At 52.8% G+C, this 20,985-nt stretch carries 19 protein-coding genes and 2 pseudogenes; 10 read left to right on the top strand and 11 right to left on the bottom strand.

Annotated elements, in window-relative coordinates:
* Positions 1–213 precede the first annotated feature (213 nt).
* From E6C51_RS00535 to E6C51_RS00510, 6 genes and pseudogenes are all read right to left on the bottom strand, one after another.
* Positions 214–1,332, bottom strand: a complete 1,119-nt coding sequence (locus E6C51_RS00535) for a branched-chain amino acid ABC transporter substrate-binding protein (protein WP_146932983.1) — start codon at positions 1,330–1,332, stop codon at positions 214–216.
* A 241-nt stretch (positions 1,333–1,573) separates the two neighbouring features.
* Entirely contained in the window at positions 1,574–1,930 is a 357-nt protein-coding gene (locus E6C51_RS00530) for a DUF6867 family protein (protein ID WP_190234671.1), read from the bottom strand.
* 21 nt (positions 1,931–1,951) lie between these two features.
* On the bottom strand, positions 1,952–2,680 hold the full coding sequence (locus tag E6C51_RS00525; RefSeq protein WP_146932978.1) for an ABC transporter ATP-binding protein: 729 nt from the start codon (positions 2,678–2,680) through the stop codon (positions 1,952–1,954).
* Positions 2,680–3,555 carry an ABC transporter ATP-binding protein gene (locus E6C51_RS00520; RefSeq protein WP_146932976.1) on the bottom strand — a complete coding sequence of 292 codons (876 nt, stop codon included), beginning with the start codon at positions 3,553–3,555 and terminating at the stop codon, positions 2,680–2,682. The genes E6C51_RS00525 and E6C51_RS00520 overlap by 1 nt, the downstream gene beginning before the upstream one ends.
* Positions 3,555–4,883 (bottom strand): annotated as a pseudogene (livM, locus tag E6C51_RS00515) (high-affinity branched-chain amino acid ABC transporter permease LivM); the annotation flags it as partial. The pseudogene livM and the gene E6C51_RS00520, both read right to left, overlap by 1 nt.
* A 63-nt stretch (positions 4,884–4,946) precedes the next feature.
* The gene (locus tag E6C51_RS00510) at positions 4,947–5,849 is read right to left on the bottom strand and encodes a branched-chain amino acid ABC transporter permease (protein ID WP_146932972.1); all 903 of its coding nucleotides are present in this window, start codon (positions 5,847–5,849) and stop codon (positions 4,947–4,949) included.
* Positions 5,850–6,584: 735 nt separating this feature from the next.
* Between E6C51_RS00510 and cysC the strand changes: the two are divergent.
* The 4 genes and pseudogenes from cysC to sciP all read left to right on the top strand — a co-directional run.
* A pseudogene (gene cysC / locus E6C51_RS00505) lies at positions 6,585–7,118 on the top strand (adenylyl-sulfate kinase); the annotation flags it as partial.
* Between the two features lie 95 nt (positions 7,119–7,213).
* Positions 7,214–7,996 (top strand): 3'(2'),5'-bisphosphate nucleotidase CysQ, encoded by a 783-nt coding sequence (gene cysQ / locus E6C51_RS00500; RefSeq protein WP_190234669.1) that lies wholly within the window; start codon positions 7,214–7,216, stop codon positions 7,994–7,996.
* Positions 7,997–8,128: 132 nt separating this feature from the next.
* Positions 8,129–9,166 (top strand): DUF2793 domain-containing protein, encoded by a 1,038-nt coding sequence (locus tag E6C51_RS00495; RefSeq protein ID WP_190234668.1) that lies wholly within the window; start codon positions 8,129–8,131, stop codon positions 9,164–9,166.
* A 580-nt stretch (positions 9,167–9,746) separates the two neighbouring features.
* Positions 9,747–10,022, top strand: coding sequence for a CtrA inhibitor SciP (gene sciP, locus E6C51_RS00490; RefSeq protein WP_075639715.1), 276 nt, complete (start codon positions 9,747–9,749; stop codon positions 10,020–10,022).
* Between the two features lie 636 nt (positions 10,023–10,658).
* Here the strand turns inward: sciP and E6C51_RS00485 are convergent.
* On the bottom strand, positions 10,659–11,009 hold the full coding sequence (locus E6C51_RS00485) for a flagellar export protein FliJ (RefSeq protein ID WP_146932964.1): 351 nt from the start codon (positions 11,007–11,009) through the stop codon (positions 10,659–10,661).
* Positions 11,010–11,452: 443 nt separating this feature from the next.
* Here E6C51_RS00485 and ctrA point away from each other — a divergent pair, with 443 nt between their 5' ends.
* Positions 11,453–12,154, top strand: coding sequence for a response regulator transcription factor CtrA (gene ctrA / locus E6C51_RS00480; protein WP_146932962.1), 702 nt, complete (start codon positions 11,453–11,455; stop codon positions 12,152–12,154).
* 268 nt (positions 12,155–12,422) lie between these two features.
* On the opposite strand, the gene E6C51_RS00475 is transcribed toward ctrA, so the two are convergent.
* Together E6C51_RS00475 and chpT are read right to left on the bottom strand one after the other, a co-directional pair.
* Positions 12,423–12,782, bottom strand: a complete 360-nt coding sequence (locus E6C51_RS00475) for a response regulator (RefSeq protein ID WP_146932960.1) — start codon at positions 12,780–12,782, stop codon at positions 12,423–12,425.
* 382 nt (positions 12,783–13,164) lie between these two features.
* On the bottom strand, positions 13,165–13,842 hold the full coding sequence (gene chpT, locus E6C51_RS00470; RefSeq protein WP_146932958.1) for a histidine phosphotransferase ChpT: 678 nt from the start codon (positions 13,840–13,842) through the stop codon (positions 13,165–13,167).
* Between the two features lie 282 nt (positions 13,843–14,124).
* Here chpT and E6C51_RS00465 point away from each other — a divergent pair, with 282 nt between their 5' ends.
* The 3 genes from E6C51_RS00465 (at position 14,125) to E6C51_RS00455 (ending at position 16,049) form a co-directional block, all read left to right on the top strand.
* A complete protein-coding gene (locus E6C51_RS00465) occupies positions 14,125–14,715 on the top strand; it encodes a DUF1134 domain-containing protein (RefSeq protein WP_190234667.1) in 591 nt (196 codons plus the stop codon).
* 261 nt (positions 14,716–14,976) lie between these two features.
* Positions 14,977–15,717 (top strand): hypothetical protein, encoded by a 741-nt coding sequence (locus tag E6C51_RS00460; RefSeq protein ID WP_146932954.1) that lies wholly within the window; start codon positions 14,977–14,979, stop codon positions 15,715–15,717.
* On the top strand, positions 15,714–16,049 hold the full coding sequence (locus E6C51_RS00455; protein ID WP_190234666.1) for a hypothetical protein: 336 nt from the start codon (positions 15,714–15,716) through the stop codon (positions 16,047–16,049). Before E6C51_RS00460 ends, E6C51_RS00455 begins: the two co-directional genes overlap by 4 nt.
* On the opposite strand, the gene E6C51_RS00450 is transcribed toward E6C51_RS00455, so the two are convergent.
* Entirely contained in the window at positions 16,046–16,885 is an 840-nt protein-coding gene (locus E6C51_RS00450; RefSeq protein ID WP_190234665.1) for a TrmH family RNA methyltransferase, read from the bottom strand. The genes E6C51_RS00455 and E6C51_RS00450 overlap by 4 nt on opposite strands.
* Before the next feature lie 396 nt (positions 16,886–17,281).
* Here E6C51_RS00450 and E6C51_RS00445 point away from each other — a divergent pair, with 396 nt between their 5' ends.
* A complete protein-coding gene (locus E6C51_RS00445; RefSeq protein WP_230987005.1) occupies positions 17,282–19,114 on the top strand; it encodes a methyl-accepting chemotaxis protein in 1,833 nt (610 codons plus the stop codon).
* Between the two features lie 337 nt (positions 19,115–19,451).
* Here the strand turns inward: E6C51_RS00445 and E6C51_RS00440 are convergent, their stop codons facing one another.
* Positions 19,452–19,832 carry a hypothetical protein gene (locus E6C51_RS00440; protein WP_146932946.1) on the bottom strand — a complete coding sequence of 127 codons (381 nt, stop codon included), beginning with the start codon at positions 19,830–19,832 and terminating at the stop codon, positions 19,452–19,454.
* Positions 19,833–19,919: 87 nt separating this feature from the next.
* Here E6C51_RS00440 and E6C51_RS00435 point away from each other — a divergent pair, with 87 nt between their 5' ends.
* Complete coding sequence (locus E6C51_RS00435) at positions 19,920–20,945, top strand: RluA family pseudouridine synthase (protein ID WP_190234663.1); 1,026 nt, start codon at positions 19,920–19,922, stop codon at positions 20,943–20,945.
* Positions 20,946–20,985 lie beyond the last annotated feature (40 nt).

The following is a 20,985-nucleotide window of genomic DNA, read 5'->3' as shown; positions in this document are numbered from 1 at the left end:
AAAGGTTAACGAGAAGAGGAAGGACAGGTCGAAGTAAGCAAGAGAACTGGAAATTCTGAGGCAGAAAGCGACATTTTCGCTCCCTTCGCAAAAACAGATTTTATTCTTACACCATAAAAGGTTAAGGCAAAAAAATTCAATCAGACAATAACACCAAAACAAAAAAGCCCGGCACAGTGCCGGGCTTTTCTGGTGCGTTAACACATGAGCGAACTATTCGTTCTGGAAATAAGAGTATTTGCCGTCTGGGCCCTTCTTCCAGGTGTACATCACGTAGTCGGGACGGGTGATGTCGCCCTTGGCGTCGAAGCCGATCGGACCGATAACGGTCTTGAACGGACCCTTTGCCTTCATGGCTTCAGCCACCTTTTCAGGATCAATCGTGTTGCCTGCCTTGGCGGCTTCGGCAATGATCTGAAGGGCAGCATAAGAATAGAGCGTGTAGGCTTCAGGCTCGAAACCAGCAGCGCGGAACTTCTTGACCACGTCCTGAGCGTCTGGGTTTTTGCGTGGATCTGGTGGGAAGGTCATCAGCGTACCGTTAACAGCATCACCAGCGATAGAGGCCAACTCGTTCGACGTGATACCGTCGCCCGAAATCATCGTTGCCTTCAGACCCTGGTCAGCCATCTGACGCAGAATAAGGCCTGCTTCTGTGTGAAGGCCACCGTAGTAAAGCACGGTAACACCGGCTTCCTTCATCTTGGCGATCAGGGCCGAATAGTCCTTCTCGCCCGGAGTGATGCCTTCATACATCACTTCCTTGCCGCCAAGCTTGTTCAAGGCCTTCTTGGTTTCATCAGCAAGGCCCTGACCGTAAGGGGTCTTGTCGTGCACGAAGGCAACCTTGGCATCCTTGAAATGATCAAAGATATACTGGCCAGCAACAGCGCCCTGCTGGTCGTCACGGCCGCAGGTGCGGAAGGTGTTCCACATGCCGCGTTCGGTGAACTTCGGGTTGGTCGAGGCCGGTGTGATCTGCAAAATGCCGTTTTCGGCATAGACTTCTGAAGACGGAATCGACACGCCCGAGTTGAAGTTACCGATGACGAATTTCACGCCGTCAGCCACAAACTTGTTGGCAACCGAAATACCCTGCTTCGGGTCAGACACGTCATCACCCAGATCGATCTTGATCTTCTCGCCGTTGATGCCACCTGCTGCATTGATGTCAGCAGCAGCCTGCTCTGCACCCTTTTGCAGCTGTGCGCCAAACGCAGCGTTCGGGCCTGTCAGAGGACCAGCCACGCCGACAAGGATATCGGCCTTGGCGGCACCACTGAAGGCGACCATAGCCGTCAAAGCTACGGCCGAAAGAAGCGACTTCTTCATTCTGAGACTCCCAGTTTTTGAGGCGGGTTTGTTTCGAATTCCAACACAACACCCACCAGGATTGCGCCGGTAAACTGCTCCACTCTTTCCACCGTTCCGTGTTTGAAAATTCATCCGACGGACAGTGTAACACTTTAAATCTTCTGGATAATTTTTGACCTAACGCAATTTAGACTTCTTGAATTATCCAGTCGTCTTCTCTGTGTTCTTTTCACCATCAAAGGCGAGAAAAACCAGCATGTCAATCTTTCTTCTTCCAAGATAATGAAGAAGTGCGATCATACAGCCAATAGTAATTGTTGGTCATCTGATCTGTGCGGCGCAAGCGGAAGCCAACCACCGCAAAAGCCAGCAAAACAACAAAATCGATCAGGTAAAGCGGTGCGTCCAGCATACCACCGTCAAACAGTGCATGATGCAAGAAACGCATCACCAATGCCAGAAGCAGCGAGTAGACAACGATGCGACCATAGCCTTCCCAACTTTCTGCCACCGCCTTGCCGGTCCGCCAAGCGGTCCAGAACCCGAGCAACACCACCAAAACGCGCAAAACGATGCGAACCGGATCTGGCTCAGCGTCAAAAAAAAGTCCCTGCATCTCAGTTTCCCTTCCCGCCTATCAATGGCGACCGCCTTCGAGATAGGCCGCCCGCACCTGTGGATCGGCCAGCAATTCCTTGCCCGATCCGCTCATGGTCACACGACCATTGACCATCACATAGGCGCGATCCGAGAGTTTTAGCGCCGCAAAGGCATTCTGCTCGACCAGGAACACGGTGAGCCCCTCTTCCTGATTGAGCTTTTTGATCGCCTCGAAAATCCCCTTGACGATCAGTGGCGCGAGACCAAGTGACGGTTCATCCAGCAAAAGCAGTTTCGGGCGCGCCATCAGCGCGCGACCAATGGACAACATCTGCTGTTCACCACCCGAGAGCGTGCCGCCACGCTGGCTTTGACGCTCTTTGAGGCGTGGAAACAGTGTGAAAATCTTCTCGATATCCTCATGGAAATATTTGAGATTATCGAGACCTGCGCCCATTTGCAGATTTTCCATCACCGTCATGCGCGGAAAAATCCGCCGCCCTTCGGGCGATTGCGCGATACGCTCGCGGGCAATCAGATGGGTGGGCATTTTGGTAATGTCCACACCATCAAAGATGATCTTGCCAGCGCGCGCCTGCGGGCTGCCGCAGATGGTCATCATCAGCGTGGATTTACCCGCGCCGTTGGCCCCAATCAGACTGACGATTTCGCCTCTGTTGACCTCTACGCTCACGCCATCCAATGCACGGATATTGCCGTAAAAAGTCTCAACAGACTGTACTTTCAAAAGTGCATCACCGGCCATCAGACATTGCCTCCGGCAATCGCTTCCACATCCGAAATCGCTTCATCCAATTCTTCATCCTCAACCCCCAGATAGGCCGCAATCACCTTGGGGTCATTTTGCACATGCTCAGGCGTACCATCGGAAATCTTTTGGCCATATTCCAGCACCACGACATGATCGGAAATTTCCATCACCACCGACATATCGTGCTCGATCAGCATGATTGATGTGCCGACGTCATCGCGAATACCATTGAGCAAAGTGTTCAACGCCAGAGACTCGCGCGGATTGAGACCCGCTGCCGGTTCATCGAGACACAAAAGCTCTGGTCCGGTGCACATGGCACGGGCGATTTCCAACCGGCGCTGCGCGCCATAGGGCAGATCGCCCGCCGGATCATCGGCACGATCAATCAACTCGGCCTTTTCCAGCCAATATCGAGCGGTCTCGATCGATTTTTCCTCGGCCTTTTTATAGGCCGGAAGCCCAAGCAGGCCTAAAATCGTATAGCCCGACGCCTTCATCAGCGTGTTATGCTGGGCCACCAACAGGTTTTCCAAAACAGTCAGACCGGAGAACAGGCGGATATTCTGGAACGTGCGGGCGACCTTGGCCTTTTTGGGAATTTCAAAATCCGACAACCGTTCGAGCAGGAATTCCTTGCCGGACTTCTGCTTCAAGGTGATCATGCCCATGGTGGGTTTGTAGAACCCGGTGATGCAGTTGAACACCGTGGTTTTGCCAGCACCGTTGGGGCCAATCAGAGCCGTGATTTCACCGCGCTTTGCTTCAAACGACAGGTCATTGATGGCCATAAGGCCACCAAATTTCATCGACAGATGTTCGACCTTTAGAATTGCGTCTTTGCTCATATTCTTGTTTCCGGAGGTCATCAGCCATGCCCCTCCTTGGTGAAGCTACCAGAGACGGCTTTTCGTTCCTTGAGGAAGGCCGTCGGCTCTCGTGTTCCAACAAAACCGCGTGGCTTGAACAGCATGACCACCACCATGGCAAGCCCGAACAGCAACATGCGATAAAGCTCAGGCGTGAAGTCCGGCCCAAACACATGCTTGAGGAAGTCCATATCGCGCAGCAGTTCGGTGCCGCCAATCATGACAACAGCAGCAACCGCAATACCGGTGAGAGAGCCCATACCACCCAGAACCACAATGGCGAGAATGACCGCGGATTCGAGGAACACAAAGCTTTCCGGTGAAACAAAGCCCTGACGTGCGGCAAAGAATGAGCCTGCAAACCCGCCAAACATGGCCCCCGTTGCAAAGGCGGTCAGCTTGGTGGTGACGGTGTTGATGCCGAGCGAACGGCAGGCAATTTCGTCCTCACGCAAGGCTTCCCAGGCCCGGCCAATCGGCATGCGGCGCAGACGAATGGTGACATAGGCTGTCAGCATGCACAGTGCCAATGCCAGATAGAACAGGAAGATCTTGTAATAGGCCGAGGACATCGACAGGCCAAACGTCTTGGCAAATCCATGGGCTGAAGCGTCAAACGGCATGCCAAACAGGGTTGCCTTTGGAATGCTCGACACGCCGAAGGTGCCTTGCGTCACATCTGTCCAGTTGATCAGCACCAGACGGATGATTTCGCCAAACGCCAGCGTGACAATGGCCAGATAATCGCCGCGCAGGCGCAGCACCGGAAAGCCGAGGATGATCCCCCACAGGGCTGCGAAAATGCCCGACAGCGGCAGAAGAAGCCAAAATGACAGGCCAAAATGCTGGGACAAAAGTGCGTAGGAATAGGCACCCACCGCATAGAAGGCCACATAGCCGAGGTCGAGCAGACCGGCGAGGCCAACAACGATGTTGAGCCCCCAGGCCAGCATGACGTAGATCAGGATCTGGATGCCGAAGTTATCGATATATTTCAACGAGCCTTGAGTGCCGACCAGAAACAGAATGACCGGCGGGTACAAAATCAGGGCAACGAGCGCGATTTTGAGAAAATGCGTCTTGAAATAGGAAGGCTTGGCCACTTCCAGCGACACCGGCTTTGTCGAGGCCCGCATTTTGCGTGCCTTGGCCCATGGCGCAAAAAAAGCAACAATGGCAAACCGGCCAATGGCGGCAATGGCAACGAAAATCGCCAGCAATCCGGGGCGCGTATACCAGATCAACTCGTTGTTGATATTCTGATCGGTCTTGACGCCGATATAGAGGATGAACATGCCCAGCGCAATTACGCCAGCAAACACAGCCTCTTTGATGGCCCGCACCATCAGGCCATCGGTTTTGGTCACAGCAGTATCAGTTGAGGACATGGATCAGACCTTCTCCACTTCGGGACGGCCCAAAATGCCGGTTGGTTTGAAAATCAGCACAAAAGCCAGAATGCCAAACGTGGCAACGTCCTTGTAGGCGATGGTGAAATAGGCAGACCATAGCGATTCAATCAGACCGATCAACAAACCACCCAGAACCGCGCCGGGAAGCGAGCCAATGCCGCCGAGCACCGCAGCCGTAAACGCCTTGACACCCGGAATGAAGCCATCGGTAAACGACGCAACACCATAATACATCAGATACATGGTGCCTGCCACGGCAGCCAGCGCAGCCCCCATCACGAAGGTCACGGAAATCGTCTTGTCAACATCCACACCCAGCAGAGCCGCCATCTTACGATCCTGCTCGGTGGCGCGCTGGGCGCGGCCAAGCGGGGTTTTGTTGACGATATACCAAAACGCTGCCAGCAAAACGGCTGTGACCGCAACAATGATCAACTGCTTCAGGGCAATGGTAATGCCGCCAAAATGATAGACATCATTGACCAGAGCCGGAATGGGCTTGTTGCGCGGACCTTGGGCAACCTGAATAAAGTTGGACAAAGCGATGGACATGCCGATCGCCGTGATCAGCGGAGCCAGGCGAAACGAACCGCGCAAAGGGCGATAGGCAACGCGCTCGATTGTCCAGTTCCACAGACCGGTCATCAGCATCGAGACAACCAGCATGATCAACAATGCAAGCGCCACCGGGATGCCTGCAAAAAATGATGTCAAAACCAGAAAAACGATCAATGCTGCAAAACCACCGAGCATGAAAATATCGCCATGGGCGAAGTTGATCATACCGATGATGCCATAGACCATGGTGTAGCCAATTGCCACGAGTCCATAGATGGACCCAAGCGTAAGCCCATTAATGAGCTGCTGGATGAAGTAATCCATACATTATCCCCTGAATGCCCATGTAAAGCGGCATTCCTTGTTTGTCCCGTTCGGGTTCTTCGTGTTGGTGCAATTTGTTATCGCTTTCGAGCCAAATGTGAAGCCCAAATGAAAAAGAAAGCGCTTTTTTCTGCCAATTGCTCATTTTCAGTGCATATCTGAAAGAATCTTGGCAGAAAACTCAAATCTGCGCACAAAAAACGCGCATGTGTTGTGGAAAAAATCTCTTACAAGTGACTAAAGTGAAAATACATCACAACAAAAAGCAGGAAATTTTCAAGGGGTGCAGGAGCGGGTGCATTCTTCAAACCAGCAGGCCGGTTTAGCATTCGCTTTGCACATAAAGTGCATTCCAGCGCATCTCACCATATATGGCGCACAAAGGACGCTGCAACACTCTTACTCTGCTGCATAATTGCAATTTTCTTAGTTTTTTAGTGGCCATATACACACCTCAAAGTGGAATTTTTTAATTCCTTGGAGTATACGAACGGTGATTAAAGTTGCACATTAGGCGTGCCTACACCTAAAATCGTTATTCCATAAAATTACAATATCAGGATATAATCGTTTTTCATGAAGTTTGCAGGTGACAAAACCAAAGCGCCATTTGTGCACTCTGCACGCGGCAGAGGGGGAATGTTGATCGACCACGGGACATCAAAAATCCAGTCTGCGCCGCAGGATATTGTGATGCAAAGCCTTCAGGTGAGACGCGAATCCCGCGCGACCATAAAAAAGCAGAGCCCTCGGGTGATCTGGTTAACGGGCTTATCCGGTGCCGGAAAATCCACGATTGCCAATGCGATTGAAACACGGCTGCACGCCAGAGGCAATCACACCTATATTCTGGATGGCGATAATGTTCGCCATGGCCTCAACAAAGACCTTGGCTTCTCCGATCAGGACCGGGTAGAAAACATCCGCCGCGTTGCCGAGGTGGCCAGGCTCATGGCCGATGCGGGTCTGATCGTCATTGTTGCTTTCATATCGCCTTTCAGGGTTGACCGTGATCTGGCTCGAAATCTGATGAGCGATGACGAGTTTGTGGAGGTGTTTATCGACACGCCTTTGCAGGAATGTATACGCCGCGACCCCAAAGGCCTTTATCGCAAAGCGCTGACGGGCGGCATTGCGCATTTTACCGGCGTGAACTCAACCTACGAGCCGCCCCTGAACGCCGAGATCACGTTGAAAACAATGGAAGCAGGACCAGATGAACTGGCCATGCGTGTCATTGATTATTTGGATAAAACCACCCCCGCCTGAAGCTGCGACAAGAAACAGTAATAAAGCGTTCAGGCTATTTCTGTATGCTTTTACAGCGCATTGCGCCATTCTATCGATAGAAGAAGGGTTTAACTGTGATTGATCTCTTTGAGCGTGCAGCCATTGCGGCAGGTCGCGAAATCATGCAGGTCTTTCATGCTGGCCCGACAATTCACATCAAGAGCGACTCCTCTCCCGTAACCGAGGCCGATGAGCGGGCCGAGGCTGTGATTTTGTCAGCTCTCAGTGCCGCCTTTCCTCACATACCCGTTGTTGCAGAAGAAGCAGCGGCGGCGGGCAATATTCCCGAGACTGGGAGCAAGTCCTTCATTTTGGTGGATCCTTTGGATGGAACCAAGGAATTTATCCGCAAAAGTTCAGATTTTACCGTCAATATAGCGCTGATCGACGCTGGCATTCCCATCATGGGCGTTGTTTACGCGCCTGCGCGCGGCGTTGCTTATCTGGGCGATAAAAGCGGCGCGGTCAAAGTCGAAATTGATGAAAATTTCATACCCGTCGCGCGCCACGCTATTCGGGTGCGCGCCTCTCAGAGCAATTTTGTTGCACTCGCCAGTCGCTCTCACAACAGCCCGGAAACGGATGTTTTTTTGAAAAGCAAAGGCATTAGCGAGACGAAATCGGTCGGCTCATCCTTAAAATTCTGCCTCATCGCCGAGGGTGGTGCCGATGTTTACCCGCGCTTTGGCCGCACAATGGAATGGGACACGGCCGCAGGCGATGCGGTGCTGCGGGCGGCAGGCGGCATAACGCTTGGGCTGGATGGGCTCCCCCTGCCCTACGGCAAACGCAATCAGGTCCATGACAGCGATTTTGCCAATCCATCATTCATCGCCTGGGGTGGTCACCAGATCTGACACCCCTCTCGCTGACCGCGCCGTGAAGGCGGCGCGCGGTTTTCGCAGACCAATCAAAGAGAATGCATCCTGTTTCTTCACCCCCTTCGCGCATGGCGGATAATGCCTGCAACGATACGGATGGAGATAATGATGACCGACACAACGCCGCGATTGGCCCTGCCCTATATTCTGCCTTCCCAAGCCCAGAAACATGTTACCCACAACGAGGCCCTGGCCATTCTGGATGCGGTCACGCAACTGGTTATTGCCGATAGCCTGACAACACCGCCTGCCACCCCGGCCAATGGCCAGTGCTTTTGGCTGCTGCCCAATGCAAGTGATGCATGGGCCAACCATGATGGTATGATTGCTGTCTGGCAGGATGATGCATGGATGTTTATCACCCCCCAAATCGGCTGGCTGGCATTTTTTCGCTCAAGCGGCAAGCTGCTCACCTATAATGGTTCTGGCTGGAGTGAACTTCCCCTGTCATCGACCCCGCAATTTAGCCGCCTTGGCGTTAACGCCAGCGCTGATGACACCAACAAATTCACTGTTGCTTCTGATGCTGTGCTGTTCAATCACAATGGCAGCGACCAACGGGTCAAATTGAACAAAGCCGCATCTGGCAATACGGCCTCGCTGCTCTACCAATCCAACTGGCAGGGAAAAGCGGAGATCGGGCTGGCAGGCTCGGATGACTTGAGCATCAAAGTGTGTGATGACGGCGGCCGATGGACAACGGCACTGGCAATAAGCCCGGAAGGATATGTCAGGCAACCCGCAAAACCCGCGGCAACGGCACGCTTCGCCCCCTCGGCAATCAACATCAGCACCGGACAGATCACCGGCTTCGATCTTCTCACCTTGGGTCAAGGGGGGATCGCGCTGCAAACCACCCTTGGCACCAATGCTGGTAAAAGCCTGAAAATACCAACCACCGGCATTTATCTCGTGTCGCTGACCCTCTTGGCATCTGCCACGACAGACTATTCCGTGGCCATTGTCGACCAAAACCAGGCACGGCTTTTCGAACTCGCGATTGGCACGGTCTCGGGCGTTGTTCAATCCTGCCAGACTACCTGCCTTCTGCTCAATCAAAATACCGAACTGAGCCTATCGCACAGCGGAACCGCCACGCTGGGTGCCAGTTCCACCGGCGTTAAAATCGCAGTTGTCCTGCTGTGAGCTGAAGGCGGATTGCAAGGGCGCGCTACGGCGCTGTGCGCAGAATATGGCGCACGGCGCAATAAACACTGCGTTGGCGGAAAAAATGTCTTCTCATGGATAAAAAATATCACTGCTGACAATTTCTCTGTGAAAAACGTTCCAAAATTATACAGAATCGCGATGGCAGATCGTCAGGACAGCGGCAAATATTGCCTCTATTATGGCAATTCTCTCGACTGCATTGGCACAAATCGCAATACAAACACACTACATATCGGCCCTGCATCAAATATAAAAATATATAAATCCTGTTTTCTGAAATTTTCGGTTAAAATATTGTATTCATCAGAAAACAATCCGCGATAAAATGAAATTACACCATAAACATACATAGGCATGGCCAGAATGGTACGTTTTATCTTTGATCCGCATGTCTTCTCTCACGTCTTTTCACAAAATCACAGTTTGTGTGTGACATCAGCACAGGCAACCAACCCACTCAAATTATTATCAAATTATTACCTCGGGCTTAGGTATTTTTTAAAGGTGCCGCGCTAGATTTCGGGTCTGTGGTCTTGAGTTTGTAGTAGAGAGTCCAATGACCGAAACGATACGCCCGCGTGTAAAATATGTTATCGGCCCCGACGGCAGCCCGCTAACAATTGCTGACTTGCCGCCAGCCAATACCCGTCGCTGGGTTATCCGCCGCAAAGCAGAGGTCGTTGCCGCTGTTCGTGGTGGATTGCTGAGCCTGGAGGAGGCCTGTGAACGCTATACATTGACTGTAGAGGAGTTTCTCTCCTGGCAGTCCTCTATCTCTGACCACGGCCTTCCAGGCCTGCGCACAACGCGCATTCAGCAATATCGCCACTAAGTCAGGCTTTTACAGGTGCGCCACCACAGGCGCGCCGCATTGTTTGTTTTAGATATTTTTCCGAGCTGCAAGAATATTGGCCAAAGAATACTGCCTGAGCCTCTTGTTTCAGATTTCCGGCTTCTGGCCCCGGTTTGTGGCCCCAGCCTCCGGCATCGGCAAATGGAACCGCTGTCCGGTGAAATTGTCCAACAGCAAAGAAAAATTCGCGGCTTTACAGCGTCGTGCGCCATATATGGCGCACAAATGACGCTGAAGGGAATTATGGGCTACATTTAAAGCGCCACAGTGTCGCTGTGCCCAAGTACGACGAACGGCTTTGTAAAAAATCATAAACAGCGCTCGAAAAGGCTTGGGTCAAAGGAAAATTTGGGCGCATCCCATAAAAATTGGTCGGATTTCGCGCCATCCGCTCCTGCGGAAAACCTGTTTCCACATTTCGGCCCGCCTGCACAATCTCGCCTGTCTTCAGAAGGCGGACGGCTTTTCCACCCAGGATAGGAGTGAGCATTCAGCTCTTGCCCAAACGTGCTCTATATCGCGGGCACGATATTAAAAATTCCACATAACTCCAGCAATCGCGACGGATTGCAGGAATTATGCGGAAAGATTTAATAAGGTTTCAGAACCGATGCGTTAAGCACGGGCCCGATTTTGCCCATCACGCTCTTCAAGCGCTGCCGCTTTGGCATGATCTGCCACAGCCTCTTCCAATGCCAGTTCGGCAGCGTCCTGCTGCACTTTCAGTTCGCGGATCGAATTTTGCAAATTATCAGCCCGCTGGCGTGCGGCTTTTGCAAAGGTTGGATAAGCGAAATGGGTCGGGTCGGTGATGCCGGCCTTTTTCTCTTCAACAGAGATCTGGTTTTCCAATTCACCAGCCATTCGCTCAAATTCTGACATCATCAGCTGCAACTGTTGCAACTGCCGACGCTTCTCCGCGACCTGAAATGCCTTCAGGCGTGTTAGACTGTCACGCGACTTCATACGCAATACTCCCGTGATGCGAGGTCCCCCGCTTTCACTCAAATTTCCCATCGCCCGCGGACATTAAAACGAATCACCCCGAAAAATCTCGCGGCGTTAACAAAAAAACTACCTTTGGTAACCTTTCGTTTACGGGCATCGTTAATGATAAGGGAGATCATTTAAGGGTCGGTAAATGCCAAGGTCCAAAATACAGGACAATGACAATGATAAGTCAATTGAATCGCTTAAGCGGGTTGCCTGCTAAAATGATTCATCTGTGGCGATGAGAAAGTGACAATGAATCATTGGGCTAACTAAAAAACTTAATAAATTCGTTACTCTTGCCAGAGTGAATCAGAATTTGTTAACCATTTGGTGGCAGCCTTCAAATCAGGCAACGACTGGATCCGTTTTGCGTTGGGACCATTCAAAACCTTTCGGCGGCGGTAAAGGGGATATTTATGCGGGTTCTACTCATCGAAGACGACAGCGCCACAGCGCAGAGCATCGAACTGATGCTTAAGTCCGAGAGCTTCAACGTCTACACCACAGATCTTGGTGAAGAGGGCGTCGATCTCGGCAAACTATATGACTACGACATCATTCTGCTCGACCTCAATCTTCCCGATATGTCGGGTTACGAGGTCCTTCGGACTCTGCGTCTCTCGAAAGTGAAGACGCCAATTCTCATCCTGTCCGGCATGGCCGGAATTGAGGATAAGGTCCGCGGTCTGGGCTTTGGTGCCGACGACTACATGACAAAGCCATTCCACAAGGATGAGCTGGTTGCGCGTATTCACGCAATTGTTCGCCGCTCCAAGGGTCATGCACAGTCCATCATCGTAACAGGTGAACTGATTGTTAACCTTGACGCCAAGACAGTTGAAGTTGGCGGCCAGCGCGTTCATCTGACCGGCAAGGAATACCAGATGCTGGAGCTGCTTTCGCTCCGCAAGGGAACAACCTTGACCAAGGAAATGTTCCTCAACCACCTCTATGGTGGCATGGATGAGCCTGAACTGAAGATCATCGACGTTTTCATCTGCAAGCTTCGCAAGAAACTGGCAAATGCGGCTGGCGGTGAAAACTATATCGAAACTGTTTGGGGCCGCGGCTACGTGCTGCGTGAGCCTGACAGCGCCGAATATATGGAAACGGCATAAATCTCGATGAAATGCGTTGAAATAATCTGATTTCAACGCATGACGCCCCGAAATTTTACTGCACCATTCCTTATAGCGCCGTGCACCCCATCTGTGCGCGGCGCTATAGGGCGTTGCTGCATGTACTTTGTCGTTTTATTGAGCACACTAAAACACGACATGCATTACAGTGTCCTTTGTGCGCCATATATGGCGCACAAAGGACACTGTAACATTTTTAATCTGCTGCATAATTCCTTAAATCGATTCCGATTTAAGGAATTATGCATTAGGCTGCGGCGCGCTGATCAAAAATCTTTGTCAAAATTTGCCGATCAAACGGCTTGAGCAGAAAATCGCTGGCCCCTGCCCGCTTTCCGCGCATCATCGTCTTTAAATCTGCCTCGATAACGCAATAGAAAATCCTGATTTCTGCTCCACCCGGCATGGAGCGAATGTTGGTGATCAGATCCAGCGCACCATCGATGCCGGAATCAACAATGATCACATCGGGCAATTGTGCATCACAAGTGACCAGAGCCTCTCTGGCCGTTGACGCCTCGCTGACCGTATAGCCAAGCTCGGACAGGATTTTATGGGCCACCTTGCGTACGACATCTGACGAATCAGCAATCATCAATCGCTTCATCTCAGTGCCCTGGCCCGTTCCCATCGCAAGAATCCCCATTACATTCGGAAAGAATAATACAGAAACATTGTTAAAAGAAAATAGAAATCTGCGGTTGTAAATTTTGAGCCATCACCGCACAACTCTGGTCACATCAACCAAAGAGGCTGGTACAGCACTGTTTGCCATCTATGGCGCCATAGTACACCACACATCGTTTTCGTTTGTGGCTTCTCCCTCTGGCTTGCCAGCCATCTCCCCCTTCGAAGTGCTATCGTTTTTGGCATATGACGCGGCTACGGCATAATTTGTCAGAGAGACGTGAAATCCCTTTTTATGCCCTTTCGGCCGTGCCAATATTTCCTGCCTGCCCCGACATGGCAGCAGGCAGGAAAACAGCCATTTACTCGGCAGACGCTTCGGCGTCTGGAGCGTCCACTGCAACGCTCTGCGCAGTGAAGATGATTTCGCCTTCGCCAATCGAATATTTCAGCTCCATGCCCGATTCATCAGCCAGAAGAACCGTATAATAAGGCTGGATCGTGTGGGCATCGATCGATTCTTCCAAAATCCCGTCGCAAATTTCGGCGAATTTTGGCGGTACGCGCAACATCCGACCCTTGGCGACAATGCTGAATTTCGCATCCGAATCCGGGCTTTCAAGCGTGACATCCAACGAACCGCCGCGTGGAATCGAGCCATAGGCCACCAAAAACAGGTTCATCAACAGCTTGACCCGGTTTTTAGCGATGATGGCGCGCGGACCGTTCCAGCTCACAACTGTCTTTTTCTCAGCGTCGGCAAAATCCTTGACGGCCTTTTCCGCCTCGCCTGTGTCGATCGAAGCACCAACGGATCCGGAAGCGCCAAAAGCCAGGCGAGCAAATTTGAGCCGCACCGACGCATTGAGAGCACTTGCACGAATAAGGTCCATGGCATCTTCATCGGCACCGCCTTCGTCCAGCAGTTCCAGACCATTGTTGATTGCGCCCACCGGCGAAATAACATCATGGCAAACACGACTGCACAGCAGGGCTGCCAGATCGGCACCGGCGAGTGTAAGATTTGGGTTCTTGATCATCGAATTCTCCTCGACGGCAACGTCATCATAAGCCTCCTGCATTCTTCCTTTAAATCGGGCCGGATTTAACGGGGAGATTATGCAGCCAATAAAATAGGTCGATATCATGCGTTTATTGAGACGCATGGTACCGGAGGCGTGTGTTTTGGTCGCGCCAGCTTAACCGCACATTCTATGCGCCATAATGACACCATATTTGGTAAACCCATTGTTAAGACGAAAGCATCAAGATGAGATAAAGCCTGAATAAGGCCGATTCTATTTTCATCCGAGGAGGAAGCAATGCGCTTTTCCATCATTCGGGACGTGGTACGGACCTGGATTCTACCCGCTGCCGTGGTTTTGGCGGCCTTTGTTGCCATGCCCATCAATGTTATGGCGCAAAACAGCGACCAATATACGATGGACGAAGTGGTCAACGCCGGTCACTCGTTTTTTGGCGAAACCAGCGGTGCCCTTGCCAAGGTCATCGAAAAAGCGTTTGCGCAATACGGCTTGCCAAATGGTTACATTCTCGGCCAGGAAGGCTCAGGCGCGTTTATTGCGGGCCTGACTTATGGCGAAGGCACCCTTAACACCAAGAATGCTGGCCAGCACCCGGTGTTCTGGCAAGGCCCATCGCTGGGATTTGATTACGGTGGCAACGGCAGCCGCACCATGATGCTGGTCTACAATCTGCCCTCGATCAACAGCCTGTACACCCGCTTTGGCGGCGTCAGTGGCTCGGCCTATGTCATTGCGGGCGTTGGCATGACAGCGCTCAAGAGCGACAATATGGTTCTGGTGCCGATCCGCACGGGTCTGGGTGCACGCCTTGGTGTCAATGTCGGCTATCTCAAATTGACACCCCAATCCACCTGGAACCCTTTCTGAACAGGAAATTGCGCAAAATCCGTGCAACAGCCTCACAATACCGTCTAAATCTATGCTAGAATCAGGCAAGGATAACCGCTTTACACATGACCGCTTTTTTAGACGGGGCGTCAGGAGAAGACCAGAAATGCGCAGCATGAGGGTGCCTTTTCGCAAATCACCAGTGGCATGTGCCCTCTGCGGTGCAAAAGAGATAGGCTCTTCGCTTTTGCACCGACTGCATCATGTTTTGGGCATTGCCCCCGAAGAAGTGGCTTCGCTGTGATTGAATACGCCCTCCTGTTCGCGCTGGGTTTTACCACAGCGGCGCTGTTAATGGCCCTGATCAGTCCGGCTATCCATGGCCGAATTGTCGCCTACACCGAAAGACGCTTGCGCGCCACGGCCCCTTTGGGGGCTCAAGAGGTGCGCGCCCAAAAGGATATGGTGCGCGCTGTCTATGCTGCCGAAAATGCCCGAATTGCAAATGAGTTAAAACGCGAGCGTGAGCGGTCTGTGTCGCTGAAAATCGTCTCCGACAGCGCTGTTGCCGAAATGGAACGGGCCTTGCGCGAAGAAGCCTTGCTGAAAGAGCAAGTCAACTCCATGAGCATTGAAGCGGCCGAATTGAGAGCCGAATTGCGCGACAGCGGCGCAAAGATCGAAAAATTGAAAGCGGCGTTGGAACGCAGCGAAGCCAATGTCTCCAGCCGCATCGACGACATTGAAGCGCTGAAGGCCACGGTGAGCCGTCTTGAAACAAAAATGAACGGGCGCAATCAGCAAGCCACCAACCATCAACAACAGGTGGAAGATTTACAGTTGCGCATAAAAGACCTCCGTGCGGAGCGCGAAACCTTGCTGGAAGAAAAAAAATCGGCACTGGAGCGCACCCAAAAGGCAGAGCAGCGGCTTTTGCAAGAAGAGGATAAGGTTTTGCGGCTGGAAGATCGCCTGCAAAAGCTTGAAGACAGCGCCGATAAAGCCAAGCACGCTGAAAGACCCGCCGAGCAGCGCGTATGATGAAAGAGAAATCCAAGATGGTGCAAAAACTCAACAGCTCCACCATGGATACGCAGGCGCTGGAACAGGACTTGCGGGCGCAAAGCCGCGCTCTTTGTGCCAAACTGGTAACCGCGCATGGGCAAGAGCACGACGACGCCTTGCGGCAGGACATTGCCGACATTGCTGCCAGCATGCTGGTGCTGACAGCCACGCGCGAAGGTGCAGCTTCCCCCATTCCGGCACTGTTGAAACCGGCACTGTTGGAAAAACGTGATGACACCGCAGCCCCTGCCAAAGGCAAACTGATTGAGAAGGTGCAGGCAATGGCACCAGAGTTGATCAAACTTTAGCCAAGCCTGCCCATAGCGCGCGCTGCACTGTGCAGGGCAATGCCGCTGGCTGTGCCAAGGTTGAGGCTATCCAGCAACGGTGATTGCGCAATGCGGACGGTTAAAAAGCGCTCCAGCACCTCGGCAGGTAGCCCCTCACCTTCCGTGCCCACCACCAGAGCCAGACGCCCACGGCCAGAAAGCGCAGATCCGATATCGCCAATTTCCAGCTTTCCCGAAGGGCTCAATGCCGCAATCAGGAAGCCCGTGGCATCCAGTGCGGACAGCAAAGACACCGCCTGCCCCTGTCGGCTATAGGGCGTGGTCAGCACCGAGCCAACCGACACCCTGAGCGCTTTGCGATAGAGCGGATCGCAACTGGTTTCATCCAAAAGCACCGCATCCGCTGAAAAGCCAGCAGCATTGCGAAACATCGAGCCAATATTGTCGTGGTTGGAAATGCCGCACCCCACCAGCACCAGAGACTGCTCTGGCAAGCTGGCAACAAGGGTCGAAAAATCCGGTGCTGTCAGCCGATTTCCCAGCGCCAGCACACCGCGATGCAGATGAAAGCCCGCAATGGCATCAATGGTCGCGCCATTGGCAACATAGACAGGCTTGTCTTGCGGCCAATCTTTCAGAAGCGGTGCAAGACCGGCAAGGCGGTTTTCCAAAACCAGCAGCGCCTCGGCCTCAATGCCACGCCCGGCGCGGTGGGCGGCCAGCAACATGCGCAGCACCACTGTGCCTTCCGCAATAAACCGTCCATCGCGACCGGTCAGATCGCGCTCGCGAATCTTGTGAAAGGCAGCAATGCGCGGATCATCCGCCTCGGATATCGAAACTATGTTTGCCATCAATTTGATCGAATATCCCAAAATACAATGAGGGATCGTCCAAAACCGAAGCCATAGCCTCTGTGTTGTGTGGAAGACCACGCTCGAACGATAATCTAAAATTCAAAATATATGGCTATATTTAAAAAGAAATAAAATTTTACGGATTTTTAGCAGAATTAATCGATGATTTCACGGTATCGTCATGATGAACGATACCACATAAGAGAAATTCTTTTAAAAAACACTCATGGATTAAACGTCGACCCCTTTGGGACGCGCTTTGATCTCACTGCTGCTCATGGGAGCACAGAGACCAAAGCGCGCAAATCGATTGTGCTTTTCCAGGCCAGTGTTTTCTTCCCAAGACCTCATTCCAGACAAACTCTCGCTTGCGCAAGATACAGGAGACAGCACGTGCGTCGTGTCACGATCAAGACAGCGCTAACATTAGCGCTTTCCATTATCACCACTGGTATTATAATACTGTCCGCCACCTCATTTTATGGCATGTCAACCGTCTATGCCAATCTGGAGGATATTGGTGGGCCGCTATCCAAACGCCAGGCCATGGCAGCTGCGCTCAAAACCGAATTCATGGGATTGCGTCTAACAGTCGCCAAAGTGTCCCTCGCTAAGCCCGATCCAAATGCTATGCGTCAGGCTATCGAGATATCTAATGCTCAGGCCGATAAATTGGCAGGCCTTGTATCGCAATACCAGTCCATGGCCCGCACAGGGAAAGGCAAAGAGCTTGTTGACAAGATAGCATCATCCATTGCCGCCTATGAGGAGGTCAGCAAGACATTGGCCAACCTGTGGCTTGATGGCAAAAATGCTGAGGCACAGGCCATTTCTGACCAAAAGATTGCCTCTACCTCAGCCGCCGCAGCGGCGAGTGTCGATGCGCTGCTGAAATATATCGAGACACGGATCAATGACACCGTAGCATCCAGCGCCACAACAAAAGACAACATGACTTTGTTGATGATGATCATGTCGGCTTTCAGCATCATGTTTGCGCTGGCAGGCATGTGGTACGTCATTTTTGGCGTTGCCAACCCGATTGGCAAATTGGCTGATGCCATGCGTCGTCTAGCTGACGGGGACTTGAAAAGCCAGATCCCATTCGCTGGCCGACAGGACGAGCTTGGCAACATGGCAGCCGCGGTTGAGGTTTTCCGCCATGCTGGCGTTGAGAACCAGCGTCTTGAAGCAGAAGCCGCTGAAACGCGCCGCCAGCAGGAGGAAGCAACAGAATCCGGCAGCCGCCGAGCCGCAGAAGAAGCCCACAAACTTCGGTTTGCGACCCAGACCTTGGGTGAAGGTTTGCAGCGTTTGGCCGCAGGTGACCTGTCTGTGACGATTTCTCAGCCTTTTGCGCAGGAATATGACAGCTTGCGGATTGATTTCAATTCATCCATCCAGCAGCTTGGCCAAACCATTCGCCAAATCAGCGATATTGTGCAGGCCATGGACAATGGTACGCGCGAAATTGCCGATGGTACCAATGATTTGTCACGCCGCACGGAGCAGCAAGCTGCTTCTCTCGAAGAAACCGCAGCCGCTCTGGATCAGATCACCAGCAACGTCGGAAATGCCGCCAAGCGCACAGACGAAGCGCGCACGGTGGCCCAAAGCGCCAACGAAAATGCAAGTGTATCAGCAAGCGTCGTCACCAATGCGGAAAATGCCATGCGTCGCATTGAGGACAGTTCTCAGCAGATCTCCAATATCATTGGCGTCATTGATGAGATCGCCTTCCAGACCAATCTCCTGGCGCTGAATGCAGGGGTTGAAGCGGCCCGCGCCGGTGAAGCTGGCAAGGGCTTTGCCGTTGTAGCGCAGGAAGTGCGCGAACTGGCGCAGCGCTCTGCCAACGCTGCCAAGGAAATCAAGGGCTTGATCCATAACTCCTCGCAGGAAGTGGACAGCGGCGTGAAACTGGTGCGCGACACCGGCGTGGCGCTGAAAGCCATTGGCGAGCAGGTGGCCCAGATCAACCTGCTTATGGGCGAAATTGCCACCTCATCACGCGAACAGTCCACCGGCCTGTCCGAGGTGAATTCGGCCATGAATGAAATGGACCAAACCACCCAGCAAAATGCGGCCATGGTCGAACAATCGACCGCCGCCGCCAGCAACCTTGCACAGGAAGCCGAGCGCCTGCGCGATCTGGTCAACCATTTCAAACTGCGCAGCGATCGTGAATGGACCAACGGTGCGGACGCTTCTCGTCACGCAGCCTGAAGTTTTCACCCTCTCCGTCTAGAGTTTGTCAGGTTCAATCTAAACCTGACAAACTCTAAGCAAAAACCCCGTGGTGTAGGTAAAACACTACGGGGTCAGACTGCTGACAAACCCTAAATTTATCCTCGACGTCATGCTCGGCCCTGTGCCGAGCATCTAACCACGCTAATTTCATAAGCAAAGTCAATTTCTTATCCAGCCACGGCAGACCCTCGGGACAGGCCCGAGGGTGACGAAACGTCGAGCGAGAGGTTTGTCAATAAGCTGACCCCGTGGTGTAGGTAAAACACCACGGGGTTTTTAAGCTTTGGTCCCACACGCGAGATGCGGTTCTGCTTTATTGCGCAACCGTCACGTCAGCAACAACCCGGCCAATGGCGAGGTCAAAAACATAGGCCTTGTTCTGACCTTCAGCCGTGGTGCCGTAAAACAAAATCTGCGTGCCCGACAGTGCTGTAGACGTGACCTTAAAGCCTGCGGGAAGGCGCACGGTAGCCGCGCGCGGTTGATCAGACGGGATTGAAAAACCCTCTGTTTGCGCTTTTTCCGGCGTCGGGCTATGGCGCACCTTATAGACAACAGCGGTCAACACCGCCATAAGGCTGATAAACATGACGCCCGCCGAGACGATCTGCAAACGCACCATCTTGCGGCGAACTTTTTCGAGCACCGGATCGAGCGGCTTTTCGTCCTGTTCGTCGGTATCGAAATTGCTCATAAACCTACAACCTTTTCCTGAGGGGCTATTTTGCCGCCCCAAAAGGGCGGATGGTCTCGTTAAAAGACCGCAAAACAGGATTACACAATGACAGACCCCTTTAAACAAGCAGAAGCGCCAAGGAAAGAGCTGATTGCCAATGAAGACGCCCAAGGTCGTCTGGATGCATGGCTGGCGGCAGAGCTTGGGGGCGATTTATCCCGCAATCGGGTCAAGGCGCTGATCGAGCAAGGGGCGATTTCCATCAATGGCACGGTGGTGACGGAACCCAAGCGAAAAATAAAGCCGGGCGATGCGCTGGTGATTGAGATGCCAGAGCCGGAAGATCCCGAGCCAAAGGGTGAAGATATCCCGTTGGACGTGCTCTATGAAGACGATGATCTGATTGTTCTGTCCAAGCCTGCCGGGCTGGTGGTGCATCCCGGTGCGGGCAATTGGACCGGGACGCTGGTCAATGCACTGATCCATCATTGTGGCGATAGCCTGTCTGGCATTGGCGGCGTCAAGCGCCCCGGCATCGTCCATCGGCTGGATAAGGAAACCTCCGGCGTCATGGTGGTAGCCAAAAACGATATTGCCCATCGGCATCTGGCCGATCAATTTGCCGACCACGGCCGCAATGGCCCGCTGGAACGCGCCTATCAGGCCATCGTCTGGGGCCGCCCCAAGGGGCTACGTGGCACAATTGATGCGGCCTTGGGGCGCGCCGGTGACCGCACCAAGCGCACAGTAAAGAACGAAAACAGCGATGATGCCCGCGAGGCGATCACCCATTATGAAGTGATTGAACGCTATGGCGAAAAGCCGGATTCCACCTGCCTCGCCTCTTTGGTGGAATGCCGTTTGGAAACGGGCCGAACCCACCAGATCCGCGTGCATATGGCTCATATTGGCCATCCGCTGGTGGGTGATCCGGAATATGGCGCGGCGTTTAAAACCAAGGCCAATCTTTTGCCTGATGCTGCCAAAGCCGTCGTGAATGGCTTCCATCGCCAGGCCCTGCACGCCTTTTTGCTGGCGTTTGAACACCCCAGAACCGGCGAAGTGATGCATTTCGAAGCGCCCGTGCCCGATGATATGGCTGCGGTCATCGAGGCCTTTGAGGCAATTTAGAGCATTTCCCAGAAAAGTGTTTCGCAGTTTTCCGTCAGGG

Source organism: Gillisella terrae (genome assembly GCF_004801395.1).
Lineage (GTDB): Bacteria > Pseudomonadota > Alphaproteobacteria > Rhizobiales > Rhizobiaceae > Allorhizobium > Allorhizobium terrae.
Note: the sequence above shows the minus strand (reverse complement) of the source record. Positions and strands in the feature narration are given on the sequence as shown.